The sequence below is a fragment of the Corallococcus sicarius genome (assembly GCF_003611735.1).
Lineage (GTDB): Bacteria > Myxococcota > Myxococcia > Myxococcales > Myxococcaceae > Corallococcus > Corallococcus sicarius.
Genome location: NZ_RAWG01000016.1, coordinates 15,116 through 39,044, shown reverse-complemented (window position 1 = coordinate 39,044; position 23,929 = coordinate 15,116). Strand labels below are relative to the sequence as shown.

Here is a 23,929-nt window from a genome sequence, read left to right as displayed (position 1 = left end):
CTGCCTTGTTGGAGATTCGCGAGGATGCAAGAAAGAACGCGCCAGGAGTCGTCACTTGCGAGGTGTCGCAAGTCCGCAACATCGGGAGGGGGAGTGGAGGAGAAGTGGAATGTGTCACCCGAGATGAGGAGGCTGTCGCGAAGGTGGGGAGGACGCATGGGTTTACCCGAACACTTTGGCGCGCTCGTCGTTTTTGGGGGGAAGCATGTTCTGAATTCGAGTCTGAGTGTTCTCGATTTCTAGACACTCATCTTTGAGAACTGCGGTGGGGACAAGGTTCTGTAGAGAGAAAGGACAGCCCCCTGCATCAGCTGGGGTTTTGTGGTTTACCTTGTCATTATCTGGAACTTCATGTCCCTTCGTCTTCCATTCTTTGATTGACCGATCCCGAGCACGCGCCCAGCGCGTGGGGTGCTTCGCCTCGCCTGCCAGCCCAGGCTGCAGGACCTTGAAATGGACACCGCACCCCTGGTCCGGAGGGTTGTGCACGTTGGGGCAGTTGGGGTTCTTCTGTCGGAGTTTCTGGAGCTTCTTGAAGTCGCGCTCGCACTCGTCTCCCATGCGGATGATGTTGTCCTTGACGGGAAGGCCGGACTTCGGGTCGAGATTGTTCATCCAGGGGAGCATCAGCATGCTGCCCTCCTCGATCCGCTGGAGAATGCGCTGCATGTCCGCACGTCGATTCATCCGGTATTGCGCGATACGCCCGTAGAACTCCATCTCCGGCACTGTCTCAAAGGGCTGTCCGGTCACCGGGTCCTTCTGGTTGTCGTGCAGTGGTCCGTTGCAACACGGGCAGGCGTTGAGGGTGACCTGGCCTGGACTGCTCGTGGCGCTCTGCGCGAGGTTGGGGGTAGGAACGGCGTTGTTCGCGTTGCTGCCGTGATTGGAAGTCGTGAGGTCGATATGCCTCGGGACATTCTTGCCCTCGAAATGGACATCCATCGACCAGGAGATGAAGTGGGTCTTCCCCGTCATCTGATGGGAGATGATGCCCGCTCCGAAGTTACGGGTGGCGGCCTCGTTCCCCAGCGGGGACGTCGCGTAATAGGACTGGTCTCGCAACATGATGGGCTTGCCGTTGAGGGTGACACGCTTGCTGCCCTGCTTCATGTCGCGGGAGAAGGACGTGTTCGGGTAGGGCACCGGCACCGGCCCCGCTGGCGGTGGGGGAGGGCTCATGCACACGTCCGGGAAGGCCGCCACCACCTTCCCGTCCCCGTCAGCGCAGGCCACCTCGTTGCCATTGGCGAATACCTTCATCAGGGCATCCCTCGTGGAGTGTACGTGTCAGGACCGCGCAACAGTGCCGCTGCTCTCCCCCCGGCCAGGTCGGACGTGGAGATGAGGGCCCGGGGGCCGGGCGCATACCCGTGGCGCATGGCTACAGAGGCCCAGGCCAGGGCCACCAGGCCCGAGGCCGCCCCTGTCTCCCCCAGGGACTCCGCCGAGAGCCACAGCGGCGTGGACTCCCTGCGCGTGTGCAGCAGCCGAGAGAGGGCCAGGGAGAGTTCCTTGAAGCCATAGCCCTCTCCGGAGGCGTCAGCGACGCGGAAGTCCACCTCGGCCACGTCCACACCCCCCTCGGCCAGGGCTTCCCGGTAGGCCTGCGCCAGCCCCAACCCGCGCAGCGGTTCATCCGACTGCAGCGTGGCCCGCTCCTGTCCAAAGCCGAGGCCCGCCAGTCGCAGCGGGGATGCGTCGTCGCGACGAGGACTGCGCATCACCAGGAGGCAGGCGGCGGCTTCCCCGGGAATCACTCCATCCGAGTTGTCCGGGCGCAGCAGCCTCCCCTGCCGAAGCAGTCCGTCGAGACTCGAGGCGTTGATGAAGCCATCGACCGCGGCCACCAGGCAGCCGGGAAGCCGCGGGTGACGGGCCAGCAGGAGCCGGGCTTCGGCCAGCGCCTGGAGTCCCGCCGTATTCCCCAGGGCCAGGCTTCGAGACAAGCTGCCTTCCAATCGAAGCCCGTGTGCCTGCTGAAGGTGCTCGAGTGCCCGGGGAAACACCTCCGGGACACCGCCTGGGCGCTCCGGGGTTGACGTGCCCACCAGCAAGGGCAGTTGGGCGAGCTCGACTTCCTCCAGGCCCCTCACGGCGGTTGCCACCGCCATGCCCAGCAGTCCCAGGACGCGTTCCTCACGCCGCAACTCGGGGGTGAGCGTCGACACCTCCGAAAGGACAATGGGCGCTCCGTCGTCGTCGTGGTAGCGGCTCCTCTTGAAGCGGTTCATCCGCGCACGCAGGGCGGCCCCAGCCGACTCGGCGCTCAAGCCCAGTGGGCAGGCCATGCCCGCGGCGGCGACGTACAGGGGCGCGGCGCTCATGACGGCCCTCCCGGCCGCCGCGTGCGCTGCCTCCAGGAAACCAGGGCACCCAGCCCTCGAAAGTAGGGCTTGCCGCGCAGGTATCTCACTGGCCCCTCCTTCACGCTCGGGCGTGGCAGGCCCACCTGCACCTCGCGAAGGTGGGAGAGCTTCTTGCCCAGCGGCACGGAGGCCCGCCATGTCACCACCACTTCGCGGGCATCCGCGTCGAGTACCACCGTGTCCAGGCGTGCCTCCGTGCTGACGTCGGACTCGCGGAAGCGGAAAGCCACTGGCACCTGGAGGCGCGGCAGCGTCACTGCCCAGGGGCCGGACTCGGTCAGGCCCAGGCACCGGAACACCTCACCCCCTCGCAGGGCCGGCAGTTGCTGGTCCTCGGGCGCGCACTGGAAGTAGCGCGGGTTGAAGTCCCGAGGGAGAAACGGGTAGTCCTCCGCCAGCCAGCGCTCGTCATACGTGCCGGCGTGGGCGAGGCGAGGCTGCCAACCACGGCCCACGGGCCCCAGGCCCACCGGCACCGTCTTCCCCTCCCACCTGTCGAGGAAGTGCCGGGGGTGCTCCAGGTTGGGCAGCGGCGTCCCCACCGCATCCGCGGCACGAGGGTTCTGCCGGAAGCCTCTGCCGACCGGGTTGCGCAGCTCCGCACCGTGGTGCTTCGGCTCCGGGTGGGAGGTGTCTACCCCACCGAAGGCGAGTTCATAGCGCAGGGGCATGCGGACGAAGGGTTGGGGAGGCGTGGGTTTCACGCCCATCATCCCCTTGTCCCAGTAGCGGTCCCCCGTGACGCGGAGGTCCTTGTGCCGGCCCGGCATCTCCACCCGCACCAGCATCGCTTCCGTCGCGCGCCCGTGGGGTGCGACGGCATGGCCCTGCAAGAGGAGGTCTACCAGGGGCTTCGTCAATGCGAAGTCATTCTCCCGGAGGAGGCTCGTCGTTTCGGGGGCCCCGTGGTGCTCGTCCGTGTACGCCACTGGGCGTTGCACTTCCGCCAGTTTGGGCTCGCCGCGGCTGTCCATGAGGAAGGTGCCTTTGACGGCGACGACGCAGTGCTCGCGGGCCTGGGCGTCCGTCGCCACGGTGAGGCCCGCGGACATGCCCGTGGTGTTCTCGCTGATTTGCATGGCGGTCCTCGCGTCAGCGCAGCGTGCGCTCCAGGGGCAGGAGTCTCAGTTGCTCGCAGGCCACGCGGGCCTGGGCCAATGCCGCCCACTGGCGCTGGGTGAAGGCCCGGGTAGGAATGCGGTGCTGGCCCCTGCTGCGAATGGCCAACTCGCGCGCCAGCACGTGCCGGCGCCGCATGGGGCCGTGCGTGAGGGACTCCAGTAACACGGGCCCCTCGAGAGGCTGGCCGTTCAGGTAGCGTCGTTCAGCATGGAAGCGAGGGCGAGCCTCCTTCCACCAGTACCTCACCGCACCAATGCACGGCCAGGGCAGGTCATCCTCGGGTCTGGGCACCAGGTCGGCGTCCAGGTCCTCCTGGAGTTCGGGTGACAGCGGCGCTCCTTCGGGTTGCTCTCCGGGAGGGAGGGCATGGAGGCCCTCTAGCTGGAGGCCCGTCATGGCCGAGAAGGCTTCCCCCGCCAGCCGTGCCACCAGGGGGTCCTCCAGAAGTGCGAGACAGGCCTCCATGGCTCCGAGGCGCCCGCTGAAGCCCAGGGCCCAGAGGGCATGCGGGCGCATGTCCCGCGCCCCCAACATGTCCACCAGCAGGGCCGTGTCGGTGTCGGCTCCGAAAAGGGCGAGCAGCACCATGGCCTGGGGCGTGTGGGCATTGCACGCGCGCACCGCCTGACGGCAGGCCTCCCAGGCCACCCGCGCGCCCGAGGTGAGGCCCGCCTCCATCGCCGCGGCGCGAATCCCCGGGTGCCCGGACTCCAGGAGTCCTGGGAGGAGCCGGCGCAGGGTGGCCTCGGGAAGAGGCGGGCTGGCGCGTAACGCCGCCATCCGCGCCTGCGGCTCATCGTGGAGGAAGTACTCCGCAAGCAATTCAGGAGGCGCTTCGTGGCGGAAGGCCATCGCCTCCAGAAGCTGGGCCTGAAGGGAGGCGTCATCCCGCCTCAGAAGCGGGAACAGGTGCTCACCCACGTTGGGGGCCGCAGTCAGCTCCACCGCGCGTCGGACAGCCGCCCTCGCCTCGAGCGCGTCACCGGCCATGAAGTTGAGGAGGGCCTGGACGTGTCCCTGGCCCAGCAACGCATAGGCGGCAGCGGTGATTCGCGTTGCTTCTCCGGAGTCCAGGGCGGGCCAGAGCAAGGACTCGGCGGCCTCCGCGCCGCCCAGCACCAGTCCATGCAGGTGTGCCGCCAACTGCTCCTCCTGTCTCGCCACGTCCGAGAGGGTGAAGTCCGGAGCCTCCAGGGCTCGCTCCCATTGCAGCCACCTGAAAGTTGCCTCGTCCAGGTGCTCTTCCAGCACGTCCTCCAACACCATGGCACGCCCCCTAATTGATTTGGATGGAGCCGCCCTGGAGACGGACGACGCCCTTAGCGCACGTCTCCACGTAGGTCCCCTCCAGCAGGATTCGCCCGTTGCGCAGGAGCGTCAGGCGCGCCCTGCCACACCGTAGGACGAGGCTCTCCCTGCTTTGGATGACCTGGATGTCCGCCGTGCCGTCGCCAGAGCGGTAACATGCCGCTGGATGGCTTTCTGCTTCGGACTGGCCCCCGCGTGCATCCAGAGCGACCGGCGTATGGACTTGAACCGCCATGCCCTTGATGCGCACGGTGCCCTCCGCCGAAGTCTCGACGGACGTTCCCTGCAGGGAGACCTTCCCGTTGCGCAGCAGGGTGACGGCAGCGTCCCCGCAGCGCAGCACGAGCCCGTCTCGGCCTTGGATGATGTGAGTGGGCGACTCGGCGGCCTCAACCCGCGCGCCCGGAATTGCATCCGGATGTGAGGCCCGAGGAGCAACGGGCAGCAGGGCGGTGATGATGGGAAGCCGCGGGTCTCCCTCCTCGAAGCGGAGTTCCACCGGTTGACGTGACTCGACGGCAGCCTGAATTCCCTCTGCGTCCAACCGCACGGCCTTGCGTGCCACGCGCGGGCCCACCGGATTGCTGTCGAAGTCCACCACGGGCCGGCCTTCGCCGTCCGTCCCGACGATGCGCCCCAGGCGACTCTCCCAAAGAGGTTCCAGCATCACCTCGGGGGAGGTGACGTGCAAAGGTAACAGGTGACTCATGGAGACTCCCCCCTCCTCGAAACGCAACCACAGGGCGCTGGATGGACAGCGTGAATGGGTAAAGCTTCCGGCCCTCGCGGAGGCTGAACTACCCGATGGCGCGCAGCGATTCAAACCGCCTCACTTGTCTCTACATCGCAACCCTACCGGCCCGGGCTGACTCGCAATGCATGAGGCGTGCTCGGTGGAAGGACCACACCCAAAGTACAACCGCGCTGCAAGTCCGAAGCGAGGCCAAGGTGGCCGGCTGCATGTAGACGCTCGGCACACTCCCTGCCCTCCGCCTTCGCCCATGGACATGGCGAAGCGGAGGGCGCTCGGGGAGCGCCTGAGGAGGGTGTCATGGGCCGCCCCATCGGATCGCTCGTGGGTCACCTCCTCGGATCGCAGTCCCGATCAGTCCGACCAGCCCGCGTGCTCGGGAGCGTCAAGGGTCGGCTACGCCGAAACCTGAACGGTTCTGCGCCCTTGACCCTCCCTCTGCGCGCGGGCAGAGGGCAACCGGCTGCAAGCGGCCAGCCCTGAGCGGTCAGGAGTCGCGATCCGCTTGGCCGACCCGGATGCGGTCCGTTGACCCGGCCCCTGACACTGGCCTGGCTGTGCGTGAAGAGGCCCTGCGAGCTGACCTCCGCGGAGACCGCGACGTTGGCGCGCATCGAGCAGGACGAGGAAGCTGCGCGTGTCGTCGCATTGACTCGACGCTTCTGTGAGCTCGTGCGCTCGCGAGGCGTTTCACAGGGAGCAAGGCCAACGAAGTCCTGTAGGTCCTTCGAAGCGTGGCTGGGCGAGGCTCGCGCGTGCGGAGTGCGCGCGGTGGAGACCTTTGCGGAGGGACTCGAACAGGACGGCGATGCCGTCCGGGCTGCACTGACCTCTTTCTGGAGCAATGCCCAGGCCGAGGGCCAAATCACAAAGCTCAAGCTTCTCAAGCGTCAGATGTATGGCCGCGCCAGCTTCGACCGGCTGCGTCGTCGCGTGCTGCTCACCGTCTGAACCTACGGTCCACACGAAGTGCGGGAGAGCCACCGAATCGGGCCAAGCTCACTGGCCATCCCCGCACCGCCCTGGACAGCGACGGCCCGCCGGGGACGGCGGGCCGCTGAGGCCCGGGAGGAGTGGCTACAGGGGCGTGCAGGTCCTGGTGGCCCCGCAGACCAGCTCAAGCTCGCGGTCGCAGTCCTGGTTGCCCACGCACTCCGCGTCCAGCGGGCAGTCGAAGCCGCCGCCGCCCTTCATCCCGAGCACCTTGAAGTTCGGGTCCGCGACCGTTTCGGTCAAGGCCTGGTTGCCAATCGAGCCCTTCAACTTGTGGGTGAGGGTCACGACGTTCGTTCCGGAGGCGACCGATGCCGTGAGCTCGAAGGGAGCAGTCACCCCAGTGATCGCGGTCCGGATGATCACGGCGATCTGCTCCGCTGGGGTCCCATTCACGACGTCGACAGCCTGATTGGCGCTGTTCTTGAGGCTGTTATTCCTGTCGATCTCGAAGGTGACGGGCGGGTTGATGCCGTCGCTGAGGGTGAAGGTCTCCTCGTCCTTCAGACCTGAACTCGCCGTGGTCGTGAGGGTGCCCGTGGCCTCCTTCAGCGTCGCCACCTTGCAGTCGGCACTGCAGGAGCCGCAGGCCAGCGTGTTGCCGTCGTCACACACCTCGTTGGCGGCGTTCGAGTCCTTCATGCCATCACCACAGACGTTGCCCTGGAGGTCGAGGACGGTCTGGCAGTCGTTGCTGCACCGCTTGCAGCTCGCGGTGCCATAGGGGCATGCGGTCTCGGTGGTCTTGTTGCCGTCGTCGCAGGTCTCGTTGAGCGGGTCCACCACGTTGTCGCCACAGACGTTGCCCTTGGTCGGCACGAGCGCCTTGCAGTCGTTGCGGCACACGTTGCAGTTCGCGGTGCCGTAGGCGCACGAGGTCTCGGTGTCGGTGTTTCCGTCGTCGCAGACCTCGTTCGCCGTGCTCGGGTCCTGCGTGCCATCCCCGCAGACGTTGCCCTGGAGGTCGAGAACCACCTTGCAGTCGGCCTTGCACTTCTGGCAGCTCGCGGTGCCGTAGGGGCACACGGTCTCGGTGGTCTTGTTGCCGTCGTCGCAGGCCTCGTTCGCCGGGTTCGGGTCCTGGACGTTGTCACCACATACGTTGCCCACGCGCGTCAGGCTCTCCTTGCAGTCGAACCGGCACACCTTGCAGCTCGCGGTGCCGTAGGGGCAGGCGTCTTCGGTGGCGATGTTTCCGTCGTCACAGGCCTCGTTCGCGGTGTCCACCTTGGTGTCGCCGCAGATGTTGCCCAGGAGGTTGAGGACGGTCTTGCAGGTGTTGTTGCACTTCTGGCAGCTCGCGGTGCCGTAGGGGCACGTCAGCTCAGTGACGGTGTTGCCATCGTCGCAGGCCTCGATGTTGTTCGGGCCGGAGACATTGACGTAGGTGTCTCCGCAGACGTTGGGCTTGCAGCTGTCGAGGCACTCGTCGTCGTTGCTGGAGTTGCCGTCGTCGCACAGCTCCTTCGCCGCCGTGTTGGTGACGCTGTCACCGCAGGCCACGGGCGTGCAGTCGATGTCGCAGACGGCCGAGGCCGGACCGTCGTCGCACTGCTCGTTCGCCGCGGTGTTGAGGAACTTGTCGCCGCAGGCGGCCGGGGAGCAGTCGGAGTCGCAGGTGAGCGAGTTGCCTCGCGTGTCGCACACCTCGTTTGCCATGTTGTTGGCGTAGCCGTCGCCACAGAAGGCGATGGTGCAGTCGGCGTCACAGAGGTTGTTGTTGACGGGGCCCTTGTTGTCGCACTGCTCGTTGGAGGAGGTGTTCACGACGGCATCGCCACAGGCGCTCAGCGTGCAGTTGGCGTTGCAGGCGGCGGACTCACCCCGGGTGTCGCACTGCTCTCCGGCGGTCATGTTCGTGACGCCGTCACCGCAGACGCGCACCGTGCAGTCGTGGTTGCAGGTGGCGGACTCGCCCCCGGTATCGCACTGCTCCTCGCCGTCGCGGACGCCGTTGCCGCAGCCTTCGGACGAGCGGCAGTCCGCGCTGCACCCGTCCTTGCTCACGTTGTTGCCGTCGTCGCAGATCTCACCCTTGACGGTGTCGATGACGGAGTTGCCGCACGTCTCGTCGGACTTGCAGTCGGAGCTGCACCCATCGCCGCTCAGGTTGTTGGCGTCGTCGCACTGCTCGCCCTTGGTGGTGTCCTGGTAGCCATTGCCGCAGCTCTCCAGGGAGCGACAGTCGGCGCTGCACCCATCGCCGCTGACGGTGTTGCCGTCGTCGCAGCGCTCTTCCTTGGTGGGATCGGTGTAGGCGTTACCGCACACCTCGTTGGACAGACAGTCGGCGCTGCACCCGTCGCCGCTCGTGTTGTTGCCGTCGTCGCACTTCTCGCCCACGGCCACGTCCAGGATGCCGTTGCCACACACCTCGCTGGAGAAGCAGTCGGCGCTGCACTTGTCGCCACTGACGGTGTTGCCGTCGTCACACTTCTCGCCCCGGGCGATGTCCACGATGTTGTTGCCGCACACCTCGCCGGAGGCACAGGTGCGGTTGCAGCCGTCGCCGTCGAGGATGTTGCCGTCGTCACAGGCCTCCCCGGCCTGGACGATGCCGTCGCCACAGTCCGTCGGGATGCAGACGTCCTGCTTCGCGGCGCACTGCTGGCCCGCGGGACAGACGAGCCCCGAGGGGCAGTCCACGGTCGCGGGCTCGAAGCAGGCGGAGAGGAGCAGCAGCGGCGCGGCCAGCAGCACCCACAGGCGCGCCAGGGAGGAACCGCCGGGAAGCGGGGATGCGAAGACGCGAGGCATGGGGTGACCTCTCAGAAACGGAACGTGGCCAGGGCACCGCCCGAGCCGCCGCCAAGAAGGGGGGTGACGTCCACGGTCGTCGCCTCCTCCTGGCCCGGGTCGATGCGATACGGCTGGGGTTGATTGAGGATGGCCAGCACCGCGCCGGTGATGAGTGCCGCGCCGCCCACGGCGTACCCGGCGAAGGCTCCGCGCTGCATCAGGTTGCCCTGGGAGCGCTGGTCGGCGACCTGCGTCGGCGGCACGCAGCCGCCGCACTCGGCGATGCCGGATTCAAAGGCGCGGAAGCGGTCGCGGGACTGGAGGTGGAGATAGCCGCTGCCGCCCGCCACGGCCACGCCCGCGCCCATCACCAGCCAGGGCATGGCCGCGGACCAGCGGCGCTTGTAGCGGATGAGGTCATCGGAGGTGAACAGCTTCAGGTCAAGCTTCGTGGTCTCGCCGGGCAGCAGCGTGCGGTTCTGGTCGCTGGAGACGTAGCCTTCCAGTGCCGCGACGACGCGGTGCGCGCCGGGGCGCACCAGGCCCTCGTAGCGCCCGGGTGCCACGAAGAGGGGCTTGCCGTCCATCGTCACCGTGGCGCCCGGCGCGTCGCAGGAGATGTCCACCCGCGCGAGCTGCTTCTCCACGAGGGTCTTGTAGTTGCGGGCGTACTCGAACCGCTCCTTCTCCAGCGGCTCCGGGCCGTAGCGCAGCGCCGCGATGAGGTGCTCGTGCACCTCCAGGGGCTGGTCCAGGTTCATCAGCGCCAGCGCGAGGTTGTAGTGGATGGCCGGGTGGTTCCAGCGCGCGAGCGCCAGGCGGTACTTCTCCACGGCGCGCACGAAGATGGACTCCTTGAGCAGGGCGTTGCCCTCGCTGAACTGCACGAGCGCGGCATCCTGGTCCTGCTTCGACACCCCGCCCGCCCACGGGCGCCCCGCCGTGGCCTCCAGCACGTTGCCGGCCTGCTCCTGCTTGGGCTCGGCCTGCGGCGTGGGAGGCGGGGGCATGGGGACGGACTCGGAGAGGGGCGCGTCCTGGGCGGGCTCCGGTGCGATGCCAGCCTTCGACTTGCCCCGGCGCTTCGAGGTGCCGGCCTGCTTCGAGGTGCCAGCCCGCTTCGAGGTGCCGACGCGCTTCGCGCCGCCGGACGTCTTCCCCGTGCCTGACGCCTTCGCGGTACCGGACTTCCGCACGGTGCCCGTCCGCCGCGTGGGCTGTGGATCCTGCGCGGCGGCGGGCAGGGACCACGACGTCAGCAGCACCGCCGAGACGGCGATGGCGACCCTGGACCTGTTCATCACCCTCTTCACGATGCTTCTCACTTCAGGACCTCGATGACCGGGCTGCCCAGCTGGGATTGAAGGCGCTGGACGCGTTCCTTCTCGCGGTCCAGCAGCGTGGAGAGCTTCTTCGCCGCGCGGATGGCTTCTTCGCGGGCCTCGCGCTCGGACTCCGCGCTCTCTTCGGCGCGCTTCTTGGCGAACCGGGCGCGCAGCTGCGCCTCCTGGGCGCGCTCCAGCGCGGAGCCCAGCTCGTCGTTCTTGCTGAGCAACTCCTGGTTCGCGAGCGCCACCTGCGCGTTGGCCTCCTCCGCCGCCTGCTGCGCCTTCTGACGCTCCAGCTCCTTGGCCTGCACTTCGGCCAGGCGCTGCTTCGCCTCCGTCTCCGCGCTCTGGGCCGACTCCGCCGCGGCGCGCGCGATGATCTCCGCTGCCTGGGCCGCCTGGGCCTGACGCTCGGCCTCCTGCTGCGCGTTGCGGATGACGACGAGCGCCACCACCGCGGCCACCACCAGCAGCCCCAGGAACGTCGCGCTGCCCATGAGCAACGCCCGCTTCAGCCGTTTGCCCTTCTTCGCCTGCGCGAACACCGCCGCGAGGAAGTCCTGCTGCAACCGGGGCAGCTCGCCACGGTAGCGGCGCTGGAAGCGCTGCGCCTCCTCCACCAGCTCACCGCGCCACAGCAGGTGCGGGTCCATGTTCTTGCCCTGCCACTGCCGGGCCGCGTTGCGCAGCTGCTCCAGGAAGGCCGAGTCCTCCTGGCCCTCGTCCAGCCACCGCCGCAGCGTGGGCCAGCTGTGCAGCAGCGACTCGTGGACGATCTCCACCGTCGCGCCCGTGGCGCCGCCACCGGTCTGCACCACGAGCAGGCGCGCCTGCACCAGGTGGTCGATGAGGCGCTGCATCTCCCCCGTGTCCTTCGTCAGCTCGCGCAGCTCATCCAGCGACACGATGGCGCGCGTGCGCTCCGGGGTGACGAGCCGCAGGAAGAGGGCGCGCACCAGCGTGCGCTCCTGCGGGGACAGGCTCTCCAGCACGCTGTCGGCGTGGCTCGCCAGCGCACCGGCGATGCCGCCCATGGCCTCGTAGGCGCCCTGGGTGAGCAGCCGGTTCGTCGTGTCGCGCGCCTCCCACAGCTGCGTCGCGGCGAACTGGAGCAGCGGCAGCGCGCCCTGGGTGGCGTCCAGGTGCTCCAGCATGCTGTCCACCATCGCGGGGGACTCGAACTGGTAGCCGGCCCGCTCCGCCGGCTGCACCAGCGCGTCCCGGAGGCCTTCGCGGTGGGGCGCGGTGAGGAAGTAGAGGCCCTGGCCCAGCTCCGCCATGAAGCGCTCGTCCTCCGGCACCCGGTCCAGGAAGTCCGAGCGGATGGAGAGGATGACGCGGATGGGCGACGTGGCGTCGTCCGCGATGCCGGACAGACACGCGGTGAAGGCCAGGCGCTCGCGCGCGTCCGGCACCAGCGTGTACAGCTCCTCGAACTGGTCCACGAAGAGGAGGATCCTCCGGCGCTCGTGCCGGGCGCGGCTGCGCAGCACGTTGCCCACGTAGCCGGGCTCCGCGTGCAGCCGCTCCACCAGCCGTTGCTGCTCCTGGAGGTCGTCCTCGATGGTGGTCGACGAACTCAAGAGCGGCGCGACGATGCTCGCCAGGGCCGACAGCGGGTTGCGGCCGGGGCGGATGACGAGCGCCTCCCAGGCGATGCCGGAGCGCTTGAGGACGGGCACCAGGCCCGCGCGCACGAACGACGACTTGCCCGTGCCCGAAGGGCCCACGACGGCCAGCAGCGGCCGGTCGTTGATGCGGTTCACCAGGGCCGCGATCTCCCGGGTGCGGCCGAAGAAGCGGTCCGCGTCCGCCTCCTGGAAGGAGCTGAGGCCCGCGTAGGGGCTCTCGTCCACGCGCAGCTCGCGGCTGAAGCGGCCGGGGAGGAAGGGCTCCAGCGCGCGCAGCAGCGAGGCCGCGTCCGGGAAGCGCTCCTCCTTGCGCTTGAGCAGGCAGCGGTCCACGACGGCGGCCAATTCCTGCGGCACGTCCGGCGCCATGCTGCGCAGCTTCGGCATGGGCTCATCCAGCATCCCGGTGACCATCAGCTGCGGGCCGCGCAGCGGATCCAACGGATGCTTGCCCGCGAGCATGCGGAACAGCATCAGGCCCACGGCCCAGATGTCCGTGCGGTTGTCGATGGGCACGCCGATGCCCCACTGCTCCGGGGACATGAACGCCATCGTGCCCATGATGGCGCCCTTGCGGGTGAGGTTGGACACGTCCTCGCCCAGCCCCTCCACGGAGTGCAGGCGGGGCTGCTGACCTTGGGGCATGGGCGCGGGGGCGGCCTCCGCGGGCTCGTTGCCCTGGAGCACCTTGGCGATGCCGAAGTCGAGCACCTTGATGGCGCCCGAGTCCGTGACGACGATGTTCTCCGGCTTGAGGTCGCGGTGGACGATGCCCTGCTCGTGGGCGCACGCGAGCGCCTTCACCACCGGCACCATCAGCTCCACCGCGCGCGCGGCAGGCAGGCGCTGCTTGCCGAGCACCTTGTTGAGTGGCTGGCCCTGGAGGAACTCCAGCACCATGAAGGGGCTGCCGCCCAGCTCGCCCACCTCGTAGATGATGACGATGTTCTCGTGGCTGCAGCGCGCGGTGGCGCGGGCCTCCAGGATGAAGCGCCGCGTGATGTCGGCGTCCTCGCTGTGCAGGAACTTGATGGCCACGCGGCGGCCCAGCCGCACGTCGCGCGCGAGGTAGACGGTGCCCATGCCGCCGCTGCCCAGCTCGCGGATGAGCTCGTAGTGCTGAAGGCGCAGGCCGGGCCGAGGCCCGTTGCCCGCCGCCGACGCATCACCCGTCCCGCGCTTCGACGGTCCATCCCACGTGGACGACGAGATGCCCGACGACGAGATGCCCGACGACGAGATGCCCGACGACGAGATGCCTGACGAGGTGGAGGACGTGGTGCCGGGGGGCCCTGTGGGCGACTCCACCGGGGCGGCCCCGAAGAGGGACTCCACGTCCGCCGCCTGCGTCCGGTCCGACAGGTCTCCTGCCATGCCCGCTGCCCCCACCGCGGCGGGAGTCCACTGCATGGCACCTGCTTCGTTCTTCGTCATGTCCGGCCACTCTTCCCGCGACGCGTGCACGTCCACGGGGAGCGACCCAGGCACTCAGTTCCGGTTCACGGAAGAATCCTGGGCGCGCCCCCCCGGTCGTGTCACCACGGGCCGGAATCATACACGGACACTGAAGCGCGGATAGTTCACGCCCCCCAGGCAGGCGTGTCTGGTTTGTCCTTGGTGGGCAGGCAGGCGAGCCGAGTGCTCAATGACTCTCGAACACGAGGAGTCGGTTGTTACCCGCGTCCGGGACGACGACGTGGGGCCACGCCAGCAGCAGGCCGCTGGGGCGCGAGAGGCTCCGGGCGCTCGGGGCGGAGGTGTCTGGATCGACCTGCCGCGCGGAGTTGGAGTCGGCCTGTCCCAGCACGAGGTCGGCCGGGGTGCCGTTCGTCTGGGGGAGTTGATTCCAACCCAGCACGCGGTGGTTCTGGTTGTCGGCGACGAAGAGCTGCAGGCCGGTGGAGGTGACGAAGTAGGGCGCGTTCATCCCGGACGCGGAGGTGGAGGGCTGCCGCGAGGTGAAGCCCGGCTGGCCGAGCACGACATCGGCGGGCTGTCCGTTCGTGGTGGGAAAGGTGTTCCAGAGGAGGACGCGGTGGTTCGCGAAGTCGACCACGGCGAGCCGGGTCCCATCGGTCCACACGCCGGTGGGGGTCCACAGGGTGGCGGCGGAGGGGGCGGCGTCCCGCACCCGGTCGCCGTTCGCGTCATTCGCGGTGCAGGTGGTGAAGGAGCCCTGCCCGAGCACGAGGTCCGCGGGCGCTCCGTTCGTGGTGGGGAGCGTGTTCCACACGAGGACGCGGTTGTGCCCGCTGTCCGCCACGACGAGCTTCCCGTGGCCGACGAACACGTCCTCCGGGCCCTGGAGCGTCTGGCTGTCGCAGTCGATGCGGCTGGCGCCCTCGAAGCCCGCCTGCCCGACGACGAGCGTGGGCACGCTCGCGGGGAGCGGGGCGTGGAGGAGGACGCGGCTGTTGTCCGGGTCCGTGACCGCGAGCCGGCTCCCATCGCTGGAGAGGCCCTCGGGGCCGGAGAGCCCGGCCTGTCCGGCGCCGGTGTTGGTGGTCACGAAGTCGGGCTGGCCGAGGACGATCATCGCCTCCGCGCCGCTCGTCGTGGGCACTCCGTCGAAGCCGAGGACGCGACGGTTGCCCTGATCCGACACATAGAGCCGCCCGCCCGCGAGCGCCGGGTTGCCCCAGGGGACCGCCAGGGTGGCAGGGCCCGCGGGGCCATCCCGGTTGGGCTCGTTGCTCGTGAAGTCCACCTGACCGACCACGGTCCGGGCCGCCTGGAAGCGGTCCAGCGCGTACCAGTGGACGCAGCGGACGAAGAGGTCCTCCACGTTGCCCGCCACCGTTCCCTGCTCGCGGCTCACGGAGCAGCGCTGGCCGGTGGGCAGTGAGACCACGCTGACGGCGTAGGCGCCGCCCCGGGGCAGCCGCCTCTTGAAGGCGAAGCGGCCGTTGCCGGTGACCTGGAGTGTCTCATCGCCGAGTCCCAGCGTGAGCGTCCCGGCCAGGCCCTCCACGGTGCCGCCAATCGAATACGTCCGCGCCGCGCATTGCACCAGCACGGGGCCGGCGTCCTCGCCGGTCACCCTTCCCGCGCCGTCCTCGACGGTGCACTCCTGCTCTGGGGGCGACGCGGTCACGATGACCGAGTAGTCGGTGCGGTCCTCCAGCCGGGTCTCGAACGTGAACGGCCCATCCGCAGCGAGGGTGAGCTGCTCCCGGCCGTTGAGCTGGAGGGTGAGCGTGCCATCCAGCCCGCTGAGTCTGCCTCCCACGAGGAAGGTCTGGGGAGGGGGCGAGGGCGTTGTCTCTCCGCCGCACGCGGCCATCAGCGTGAACAGACCCAGGAGACAGAGACGGTGGATGCGCATGGTCTGTCTTATGTCATGGCCATCGCATCGGTGACCACTGGACGCCTGGGCCGAGGCAGGCTGGTGTGCGTGCGACCCGTCTCCCCAGGAGGTCTCCCATGGCCGACATCCAGAAGATCGTCACGTTCTTGTGGTTCAACGACAACGCAGAGGAGGCGGCGCGCTTCTACACGTCCGTCTTCAAGGACTCGAAGATCCTGGCCCTCACGTACTACGGAGACGCGGGGCCGCGCCCGAAGGGGTCGGTCATGACGTGTGACTTCCAGCTCGCGGGGCAGCGGTTCACCGCGCTCAACGGTGGGCCGGTGTTCCCCTTCACCGAGGCCATCTCGCTGTCGGTGAACTGCGACACGCAGGAGGAGATCGACGACCTGTGGAACAAGCTCACGGCGGGCGGAGGCAAGCCGGTGGCGTGTGGCTGGCTCAAGGACCGCTTCGGGCTGTCCTGGCAGATCGTCCCCACGGTGCTGCCGGAGTTGTTGAATGCCAGGGACCCGGAGCGCTCGAACCGGGTCATGCAGGCCGTCCAGAACATGGTGAAGCTGGACCTCGCCACGCTGAAGCAGGCGGCGGACGGCCGGTAGTCCAGGCTACGCCGGCCGGGCCCCGTCGCTCCCGCGCTGGCGTGAACGCACCCACCTCCTGGAGGAGTGGAGCCCGCGCAGTACTCCTCTCAGGACCGACTGCTGACTGGCCAGGAGGAGCAGGTAGCTCCACGCCGAGCTGCCGCGGCGGTTGAGCAGGGTATGGGCGAACTGGAGCGCGCTCTGGTTCACGTAGCTGGGGACGTTCTCGAACCACTCGGCGCTGCTGCGCGCCGCGAGCTGGATGGCGAGCAGGGCCTGTCGCCGCTCTTCGTCATACGCCTTGAGCGCGGTGGGGAGGTCGGTGTGTTCGCGCAGCTGCCGCGCGAGCCCGATGGCGTCCTGGATGGCCAGCTTCGTGCCGGAGCCAATCGAGAAGTGGGTGGTGTGGGCGGCGTCGCCCATGAGCGCGATGTTGTCGTGGTACCAGCGCTCATTGCGGATGCGTTTGAAGTTCAGCCACGGCGCCTTGCCCAGCCCGCGCAGCTGGTTGAACAGGGAATGGCCCGCCAGCCGTCGTTTGAAGATGTCCTCCAGGCGCCGGAGCGTTTCGTCCGGCCCCAGCTTGCCGAAGCCCAGGGCCTCCCAGGTCGCCTGCGGACACTCGATGATGCAGGTGCTGGTCTCCGTGTTGAAGCGGTAGGCATGGAACCAGATCCACCCGGCGGGTGGCTGCTCGAACGCGAACGTGAAGGCGTCGAACACCTTGTCGGTGCCCAGCCAGATGTACTTGTTCGTTCCCTCTTCGACCTGGGTCTGGAAGTGGGGGGCGTGCTGGAGGCGGAGGCCGCTGTTGACGCCATCGCAGGCGACGATGAGGTCCGCATCCGCGTACGCGGACAGGTCCTGGACCTCGCATTGGTAGCGGATGTCGACCCCGAGTCCCCCCGCCCGGCGGGTGAGGATGTCGAGCAGCCGGTCGCGTCCCAGGCTGAAGCCATCCCCGCCCACGCGGGTGGCCAGCTCGCCGCGGAGGTACACCTCCTGCGTGTCCCAGCGGGCCGCGGCCTCCGCGATCTCCCGAGCGCTCACCGGGTCGTTCCGGTAGAGGTCGTCCACCAGGTCGTTCCAGAACACGACGCCCCAGCCATATGTCACCCCCGGGGCGTTGCGTTCGAGGACGGTGACGTCGTGCTTCTCCCGGGACAGCTTCGCCAGGATGGAGAAGTACAGCCCCGCCGGCCCACCGCCGACACAGACGATTTTCATGTCGTTCCAGGTACGGAGCCGGAGGGGAATCAGCAGTTGTTCCCAGGCGCGAAGAGACATTCGCGCCAGGACAGAAGGACGGCGGGGATGCTCCCGGGGCTGAGGGTGTGGTCGCAATCAGACACAACCACGCACGGGAGTGAACAAGTGCGTCAGTAGCCGTAGGTGCCCGTGTGCCAGAGCGCGGTGACACCATCCTTGTCATAGATGACGACGTTGCCGTCATCCTGCACGGTGAGGAAGGCGCCCGGATGCCCATAGGTGTTGCTGGACCAGACCGCGTAGCCAGCCGTTGGGACGGTCGTGGAATAGACCGCGAAGTTGCCGTCGGACTGCATGAACGCTGACTTCGCCCCCATGCCCCACGTGTTTGCCGTCCACAGGCTGGAGTAGCCGTTCCGGTAATGGACGAGGTTCCCGTCGCCCTGCAGGACGAGCGTGAACCGGCCGTCAATGGACGAAACGCCCTGCCCGAGGGTCAGGCCCTGGTTGGCGACGAGCTGGTTCGTCCCCACGCCCACGGCTTGCCAGGCGGCGGTCACGGCGGCGATGTCACTCGCGCTGTACCCGAGCTGCGCGGCGGCCTGCTCGGTGGCGATCTTGGCTTCGGCGAAATGGGTGAAGTACTTGCCGAGCAGCATCACGGTGTTGGCCCGGTGGAAGATCTGGGCCGCCTTGGCGATGCCGATTCCAGGCACGGTGATGGTGGAGCGATTGCGTGGGTGTCGCCCGCCCACGGACAGCAGGTGGAACGCCAGGTTCGGGATCCCCGAGCTGAGATGGACGTCGGTGAACTGGCTGAAGGTTGAATCAAAGTAGTCAATCGACTGACCATCTGCCTTGGGGTCGTTCATGTAGCGAAGGGCATCGCCGGGAGTGCCGGGTGTATAGATGTCCTCCGCGCACTTCCAGGTATTGGCGGTCACCACCCGGCCGTTCCGGTACCATTCGCACACACTGCCCATGATGTCGGACATCGACTCATTCAGGGCGCCCGGCTCGCCGTAATACATCAGGGTGGACGTGGCGGCAGTGAGACCATGGGTGATTTCGTGGGCCGTCACGTCCAGCGCATCGGTCATGGGGCCGAACGTCACGCCGTCGCCATCTCCATAGATCATCTGCTTCTTCGAGTTCAGCCAGCCCGCGTTCGCGTAGTTGTTTCCATAGTGGACCGAGCTCACGAGCGGGGCCCCCGCGTTGTCATAGGAGTCCCGGCCGAAGACGCTCTGGTAGCAGTCGTAGACGGTGCCGAGCATGTTGTAGTTGGTATTGACCACGGCGTCGGAGGACAGGGGGCCTCCCTCCGCCCGGATGGTGGGCCCCGGGAGCCCCGCCGCGCTCGTGGCGTGGAGGGCGTCGTGCACCTCCCGGTTCTTGAGCGTATGGATGTTCGAGATCCGCTGGACGATCGCCCCGCTCATGGCGTTGACAATCACTTCGTCATCCACCGGCCCGCCCTCCTGGCTCAAGCCCATCACGTTCACCCGGTACACGAGGTCCAGCGTGTCCCCCGAGGGCCAGTAGGCCCGGCGCGGGAGCTCCTCGACCCTGAGCTGAACAACGTGGGCGGAGTCCTTCTTCGCCAGTGTGATGGCGTCATCGGCGGAGAGCCGGGCGTCTCGCGGCGCGGGAAGGTCAGCACGCGCGTTGCCGTGAACCGCGTAGACGACGTCGCTCCGCGTGTGGAGGACGAGCACGCCGCCCACGACCTCGATGCCGTTCTTGCGCTGCTCATAGACGAAGTGCCGGTCGCCGATGTTGTCCGCCACCACCTGCTTGAAGGAAAGCTCGGTGGGGTCCACGCGGAACACCTTCTCCAGCGCGGCGAGGGTGGGGCGCAGGGCCCTGACTTCCGCCTCCTCGGTGCGCTTCTCCGCGCCCAGGCGGAGCTGGCCGAAGTTCCCATTGGCGAACGTGGGCACGTGGGCCGGGTCGGTGCTCACCACCTGGAGGTTGGAGATGACGACATCTTCATCCAATCCCTGGCAGGACGTTTGGAAGGCCAGGAGGCCTGCGAGTGCAAGACGAGGAAAGCGTTTCAGGGTTCGCATGTGAGGCCGCATCCATGGAAGGAGTGGGAAACGACAATGCGCCCATCCGCGAACGGGTGCGTCAGCGGGCAGGCCCTTGCCGGACGGAACGGTCAGGTTCCGGTCGAATCAAGGGAGCCGCCACAATGGAAATCAATGCAAACCAATCTGCGGGCTGCTCGCTTTACTCCGAAGTCTTTCCAGTCCTGCAAGCATTCACCGCCTGAGGCGGACAGGCATCAACCTGGTGACCGCCCGCCGATCTCCGGGAAGCGCTCGTAGGCCCGCAGCAGCGCGTCCAGGTGTGCGGGGTCGTCCAGGTCGAGGGGGGCATCCGTGAGCTGCACGACCCAGCCGCCCGATGCCGTGCGCCGCGAACGTGAGAGCAGGTCCGCATCACGCGCCGGGTCTGGGAATCCGATGGCCTTCGCGGTAGCGGCCGACCAGTAATTCAGCCACCCAAGGTAATAGGGAATCTCAGGCGCGCGGATGTGCTTGAAGAGCTTCAGGGCGGGCAATCCCCGGCGTGGGGATGGCGGCCCTTCCGGCGTGGGGGCAGTCTGATACGCGATGTCCACCGCAGCAGCGTAGGGCGTCGCTCGGCCCCATTGCGCACGAGCTCCTTCCGCCACTCCCTCAAGTACAGCCGCCGCTGACGCGATCACAGGTCCGTCCAGGGGCAGTTTCGCGTGCACCTCAAACTGGTCCTGACCGCCTGCGCTGAAGAGTCCCGAGTTCTCCCTTCCCCAGACGGTCACGGGGTAATTTTCGTCCCCGTTGCATACGAGCGGGAATCCTCCGTCGTCAATGTTATCCATGATCCATGCGTCACGCTGCGGCAATGCGATAGGGCGCCCGCTTTTGGAGATCTGCCACTCCAGGCGCAACCCGGGAAGCGCCTTCTCCATCCCATGAACGCTATCAATTGCGCGGCGGTCTTTGCCCGCAAGCGCAGGCGCGTAGACGATGAAGGCGAGTCTTTCTTTCTTGGTCATCGCTTGCATCCCGTAATGACAACATTCAGGGGCTGATCCACTTGGGCCAGCGCATCTTTGTGCACTTGAGTGCTTAGCCCAACGACAAAGCCATGTCCGCATGCCGCCGCAGCTTTTCGTTTCTTGTCCAGCTGTTCAATTTCTTTCTCGATCTCCCGGTTCTGGACAAAGTCATTGTACAAGTCGAATTGATGGGTCTTGATCTCCCACAGTCTGGGCACACCGACTTGCAGCGCATCGAAGCGCACGCCGCCCACGAACACGTCCATTCCAGGGTAACGGTTGGGCGGGAACGTGTCGGCGCATTCATCATGCGGGTCGTCCTCGCCCGCGTGCGGCACTGGAACAGGCTCGCAACTGGCACGGCCCGTCGGGTCCACGGGCACAGGCGGCGCTGGGGGCTGCCAGGCCTGCCCCGCGAGCGCGGGGCTTGAGGCAGCGGCCAGGAAGGAGCGGATGAAGGAGAGGACACCGCGAGTGGACTGACGCCGGGTTGTGATGCGCCTCGGCTGTGCAGGGGGCTTCACACCCGTGTGTCAGGCGCTGCACGAGGGGCTGGGCGAGCGAGGTTGCGTCCGGGCGGGAGCGGGGCCTTCCCGGCTGGCCTCAAGGATGCATTGCTGGCGCACATGGGCCGGGACCGAGCTGTTTCCCTGATGGACGACCTTCGCGCCGCCAACCCCAGCGAGCACACGCGCTGGCTGGCCGAGCCCGATGAGCCGGCCTTCCGCGAGCTGCTTCACGCGCGCTACGCGCAGACGTATTCCTACCCGTTCCTCTACGAGCCCGGCGGCGCCGTGCGGCTCTGGAGGGACGGGGCGCTGCTGAGCTTCGGCGAGTTCGACGCGCGGGGGGCGCTGCTGTGGCACACGGGCCTGTGGAGCAAGCCGGGGCGGGACTCGCTGGACTCGGGGCTCTCCGTGGCGCTGCCGAGCCGCCGCACCCTCATGGGCCGCGCCGAGCACGAGGCGCTGTGGGGCTCGCTGCTGGAGCGGCTCGGGCGCCAGGTGGGCTTCCTGCACCAGAACACCTCCACGCTGCACGTCATGGCGCAGCGCTACGCCTCGCGCTTCATGCGGGCAATGCCCATGGGCCTCGTCGTCAACTACACGCGGGGCGAGACGGTGATGGGCGTGGAGGAGGGATCGGGCGTGCCCATGCAGGCACTGGCGATGACGACGGTGCTCGCGCCCCCGCCGCCACGCCGGCGCTACCTGCCCGAGGGCCCGTGGGGGGAGTGGCTCGCGTCCATCCTGGCCGGGGTGGGGCTCGCGGAGTCGGTGGCCTTCACGCCGCTGGAGCGCCGGGCATGGAGGGAGGGCGCCGTGCTGCGTCCGCTCGACTGGAACGCGTCGCTGCGTCTGGAGCGGCGGGGCCTCGTGGGATTCAGCGCGGAGGGCACCCCGGCGCTCACGTCGGAGCGGGCGCGCGTGGACCTCATCCACCTGCCCATGGGCGAGCCCCAGCGGGTGGCCGAGGGGACGCCGGTGCTCCTCGCGGCCGGCTTTCTTCCGACGGGCATCCGCCTCCACCAGCACGAGCCGGATGAACTCGTCTTCCAATACGTGGCGGACCCGAGGGCCGCCTGCGAAGCCGTGAGCCGCGCCCGGCTGGACGGTGCGCGGGCCCGGGAACTCTTCGCGGGATGGAGGGAGCGATGCGCGCGAACTTCGTAGACACGCTGATGGCGCGGCTGGACGGCGAGGTCGCCACCCTCTGGGCCACGGTGCTGCTGCGGCTGGAGGACAGGCCCGACGTGGCGCTCCTGCGCCGGGGGCTGCGCGCGCTGGTGCGGGAGAGCGAGCGCCTCAACGTGGCCTGGAACGACGCGCGCCGCGCATGGGTGCCCGCCGTGCGCGGGGACGCGCAGGTGGACGCGGCCCTGGTGGAAGGCGCGGAGCCCCTGTCCGAGCCCGACGCCGTGGCGCGAATCATCAACACGCGGGTGGACCTCACGCGCGACGTGCCGCTGCGGCTGCACTTGCATCCCATGGTGGACGCGGCCCAGGGGCCCTGGCTGCTGGGCATCCAGTTGCACCACGCCATCGGGGACGCGAAGGCGCTGGCGCACCTGCTGGAGCGGCTGTGGTTGCTCTGCGTGGGACGCGGGTCGGAGTCGCGCCCGCTGGAGCCCTCGACGCTCACGGATGGCAAGGTGCTGCTCGCGGCGCTGCGCCAGCCGGGCGTGGTGCTGGGGCTCACGAGTCCGCGCCGGCGGCTCCTGGCGCAGCGGGGAATGGGGCTGCGCCGAAGTGGGGACACCGCCGGACACGCGCTATCGGCCACGGCGCGGCTCACGCTTCCCCAGGGCGCCACGGACCTCCAGGCGTCGGAGGTCTTCTTCTCCGCGCTGCTCGCGGGCGTGGCGCTGCGAGAGTCCCCGGCGGACGGACTCATCCGCCTGCGCATGCCGGTGGACCTGCGGCGGATGCTGGGGCTCGGGCGGACGCTGGGCAATGGCTGCTCCACGGTGCCGATTGAAATCTCCCTGAAGGAGGTCCGCGCCCGGCTGGAGGCCCCGCGCGAGCTGGCCCGCCTCCTCCGCTCCGAGGTGCAGCGGGTGCTCGATGAGGGCGTGCACTGGACGACGGCGCTGGAGTGCATGGCGGTGGCCCGGCTCGCACCGGCGCGGGTGCTGCGCAAGAACGCGCGTCCCGGGCTCATCGCCGAGCCCCGGACGAACACGCTCGTCGTCACCTACCTGGGACGGATGGACAAGCACTTCACGGAGGCGCCGCTGCGCATCCGCTCCATGCGCAGCCACACGGCCACCTGGGGCGCCACGGGCCTGGCGTTCGCGGACACGCTCAACATCAACACGGCGGCCTTCGAGGGCCTCTGGACGCGCGAGGAGTTGCGCGACTTCACGGAGCGCGTCGCCGGGTGGGCGTCCTCGGGCTTCGGCCTGCGGGCGGAGGTGCTCGCGCCATGATGGGGCTGCGCGAGGCGCCCGGGGTGTACCTGGGCTTCATCTGCCTGCACGTGCTCGCGGGGCACCTGGGCTCCAGCCTCGTCTACCGCCTGCGCTTCGGGCGCAGCCCGCTGGCCTACCGGAGCGCGGCGGCGGATTCCGCGCACACGCGCGTCACGCGGCGCATCAGTGGCGTCTCGCTGCTCTGGGCCGGCTCCGTGCTCGCGGCCGCGTTCTGGCCCGCGTGGTCCGCCATGTCCTGGGGACGGCCGCTGCTGCCCATTCCTCCGCTCGCGGGTTGGGTGCTCGGTGTCGTGGGGCTCATGGGCATGCTGTGGGCCCAGTATGGAATGGGCCCGGCGTTCCGCATCGGCGTGGACGCGGGGGAGGCCCGGCCCGAGCTGCACGAGGGGGGACTCCACCGCTACTCGCGCAACCCCATCTACGTGTTCTCCTACCTGTACCTCGTAGGGGCTTCGCTCTGGGCTCCGTCCGTGGTGACGCTGGGCGCCTGTGCGGCGCTCGGGGGGCTCTTCCATCAACTGGTGCTCCAGGAGGAGCGGTTCCTCGCGGACCGCCTCGGTGAGCCCTACGCGCGCTATTGCCAGCGCGCACCTCGCTACTTCTGACG

Annotated in this window: 18 protein-coding genes; 5 read left to right on the top strand and 13 right to left on the bottom strand. The window is 68.4% G+C overall.

Translation table 11 applies throughout. The features are described 5' to 3' along the window. Positions 1-162: 162 nt before the first annotated feature. Genes D7X12_RS04205 through D7X12_RS04185 form a run of 5 tightly spaced genes read right to left on the bottom strand, consistent with a single transcriptional unit; the run spans position 163 to position 5,466 of the window. Positions 163-1,263: a PAAR-like domain-containing protein gene (locus D7X12_RS04205; protein ID WP_120623973.1), complete on the bottom strand. Its 1,101-nt coding sequence runs from the start codon at positions 1,261-1,263 to the stop codon at positions 163-165. Next, entirely contained in the window at positions 1,263-2,327 is a 1,065-nt protein-coding gene (locus D7X12_RS04200; RefSeq protein ID WP_120623972.1) for a hypothetical protein, read from the bottom strand. Before D7X12_RS04200 ends, D7X12_RS04205 begins: the two co-directional genes overlap by 1 nt. Next, positions 2,324-3,448, bottom strand: a complete 1,125-nt coding sequence (locus D7X12_RS04195) for a DUF2169 family type VI secretion system accessory protein (RefSeq protein WP_120623971.1) — start codon at positions 3,446-3,448, stop codon at positions 2,324-2,326. The genes D7X12_RS04200 and D7X12_RS04195 overlap by 4 nt, the downstream gene beginning before the upstream one ends. A gap of 13 nt (positions 3,449-3,461) precedes the next feature. After that, entirely contained in the window at positions 3,462-4,757 is a 1,296-nt protein-coding gene (locus D7X12_RS04190; RefSeq protein ID WP_120623970.1) for a TIGR02270 family protein, read from the bottom strand. 10 nt (positions 4,758-4,767) lie between these two features. Further along, a complete protein-coding gene (locus D7X12_RS04185) occupies positions 4,768-5,466 on the bottom strand; it encodes a DUF6484 domain-containing protein (RefSeq protein WP_279637143.1) in 699 nt (232 codons plus the stop codon). 645 nt (positions 5,467-6,111) lie between these two features. On the opposite strand from D7X12_RS04185, the gene D7X12_RS04180 reads away from it, so the two are divergent. After that, a complete protein-coding gene (locus D7X12_RS04180) occupies positions 6,112-6,501 on the top strand; it encodes a transposase (RefSeq protein ID WP_439329346.1) in 390 nt (129 codons plus the stop codon). Between the two features lie 126 nt (positions 6,502-6,627). On the opposite strand, the gene D7X12_RS04175 is transcribed toward D7X12_RS04180, so the two are convergent. From D7X12_RS04175 to D7X12_RS04160, 4 genes are all read right to left on the bottom strand, one after another. Next, a complete protein-coding gene (locus tag D7X12_RS04175; RefSeq protein WP_120623968.1) occupies positions 6,628-9,300 on the bottom strand; it encodes a DUF4215 domain-containing protein in 2,673 nt (890 codons plus the stop codon). A gap of 11 nt (positions 9,301-9,311) precedes the next feature. Beyond that, the gene (locus D7X12_RS04170) at positions 9,312-10,583 is read right to left on the bottom strand and encodes a PEGA domain-containing protein (protein ID WP_120623967.1); all 1,272 of its coding nucleotides are present in this window, start codon (positions 10,581-10,583) and stop codon (positions 9,312-9,314) included. A 20-nt stretch (positions 10,584-10,603) separates the two neighbouring features. Beyond that, on the bottom strand, positions 10,604-13,675 hold the full coding sequence (locus tag D7X12_RS04165) for a serine/threonine-protein kinase (protein WP_244224337.1): 3,072 nt from the start codon (positions 13,673-13,675) through the stop codon (positions 10,604-10,606). A 208-nt stretch (positions 13,676-13,883) separates the two neighbouring features. Further along, complete coding sequence (locus tag D7X12_RS04160; protein WP_120623965.1) at positions 13,884-15,566, bottom strand: NHL repeat-containing protein; 1,683 nt, start codon at positions 15,564-15,566, stop codon at positions 13,884-13,886. A 98-nt stretch (positions 15,567-15,664) separates the two neighbouring features. On the opposite strand from D7X12_RS04160, the gene D7X12_RS04155 reads away from it, so the two are divergent. Further along, positions 15,665-16,150, top strand: a complete 486-nt coding sequence (locus D7X12_RS04155; RefSeq protein ID WP_208718808.1) for a VOC family protein — start codon at positions 15,665-15,667, stop codon at positions 16,148-16,150. A 6-nt stretch (positions 16,151-16,156) separates the two neighbouring features. On the opposite strand, the gene D7X12_RS04150 is transcribed toward D7X12_RS04155, so the two are convergent. The 4 genes from D7X12_RS04150 to D7X12_RS04135 all read right to left on the bottom strand — a co-directional run bounded on the left by D7X12_RS04150 (position 16,157) and on the right by D7X12_RS04135 (position 20,728). Further along, positions 16,157-17,359, bottom strand: a complete 1,203-nt coding sequence (locus tag D7X12_RS04150) for an FAD-dependent monooxygenase (RefSeq protein ID WP_120623964.1) — start codon at positions 17,357-17,359, stop codon at positions 16,157-16,159. Between the two features lie 152 nt (positions 17,360-17,511). Continuing rightward, positions 17,512-19,413, bottom strand: a complete 1,902-nt coding sequence (locus D7X12_RS04145) for a M4 family metallopeptidase (protein ID WP_158619955.1) — start codon at positions 19,411-19,413, stop codon at positions 17,512-17,514. A 218-nt stretch (positions 19,414-19,631) separates the two neighbouring features. Beyond that, positions 19,632-20,387: a DUF5953 family protein gene (locus tag D7X12_RS04140; RefSeq protein ID WP_120623962.1), complete on the bottom strand. Its 756-nt coding sequence runs from the start codon at positions 20,385-20,387 to the stop codon at positions 19,632-19,634. Continuing rightward, on the bottom strand, positions 20,384-20,728 hold the full coding sequence (locus D7X12_RS04135) for a DUF6310 domain-containing protein (RefSeq protein ID WP_439329345.1): 345 nt from the start codon (positions 20,726-20,728) through the stop codon (positions 20,384-20,386). The genes D7X12_RS04140 and D7X12_RS04135 overlap by 4 nt, the downstream gene beginning before the upstream one ends. 315 nt (positions 20,729-21,043) lie before the next feature. On the opposite strand from D7X12_RS04135, the gene D7X12_RS04130 reads away from it, so the two are divergent. The 3 genes from D7X12_RS04130 to D7X12_RS04120 are packed head-to-tail and all read left to right on the top strand — an operon-like array spanning position 21,044 to position 23,927. Next, positions 21,044-22,063, top strand: coding sequence for a hypothetical protein (locus tag D7X12_RS04130; RefSeq protein ID WP_120623961.1), 1,020 nt, complete (start codon positions 21,044-21,046; stop codon positions 22,061-22,063). After that, complete coding sequence (locus D7X12_RS04125) at positions 22,045-23,319, top strand: condensation domain-containing protein (RefSeq protein ID WP_120623960.1); 1,275 nt, start codon at positions 22,045-22,047, stop codon at positions 23,317-23,319. The genes D7X12_RS04130 and D7X12_RS04125 overlap by 19 nt, the downstream gene beginning before the upstream one ends. After that, positions 23,316-23,927 (top strand): methyltransferase family protein, encoded by a 612-nt coding sequence (locus D7X12_RS04120; protein WP_120604279.1) that lies wholly within the window; start codon positions 23,316-23,318, stop codon positions 23,925-23,927. The genes D7X12_RS04125 and D7X12_RS04120 overlap by 4 nt, the downstream gene beginning before the upstream one ends. The last annotated feature ends 2 nt before the right edge of the window (positions 23,928-23,929 follow it).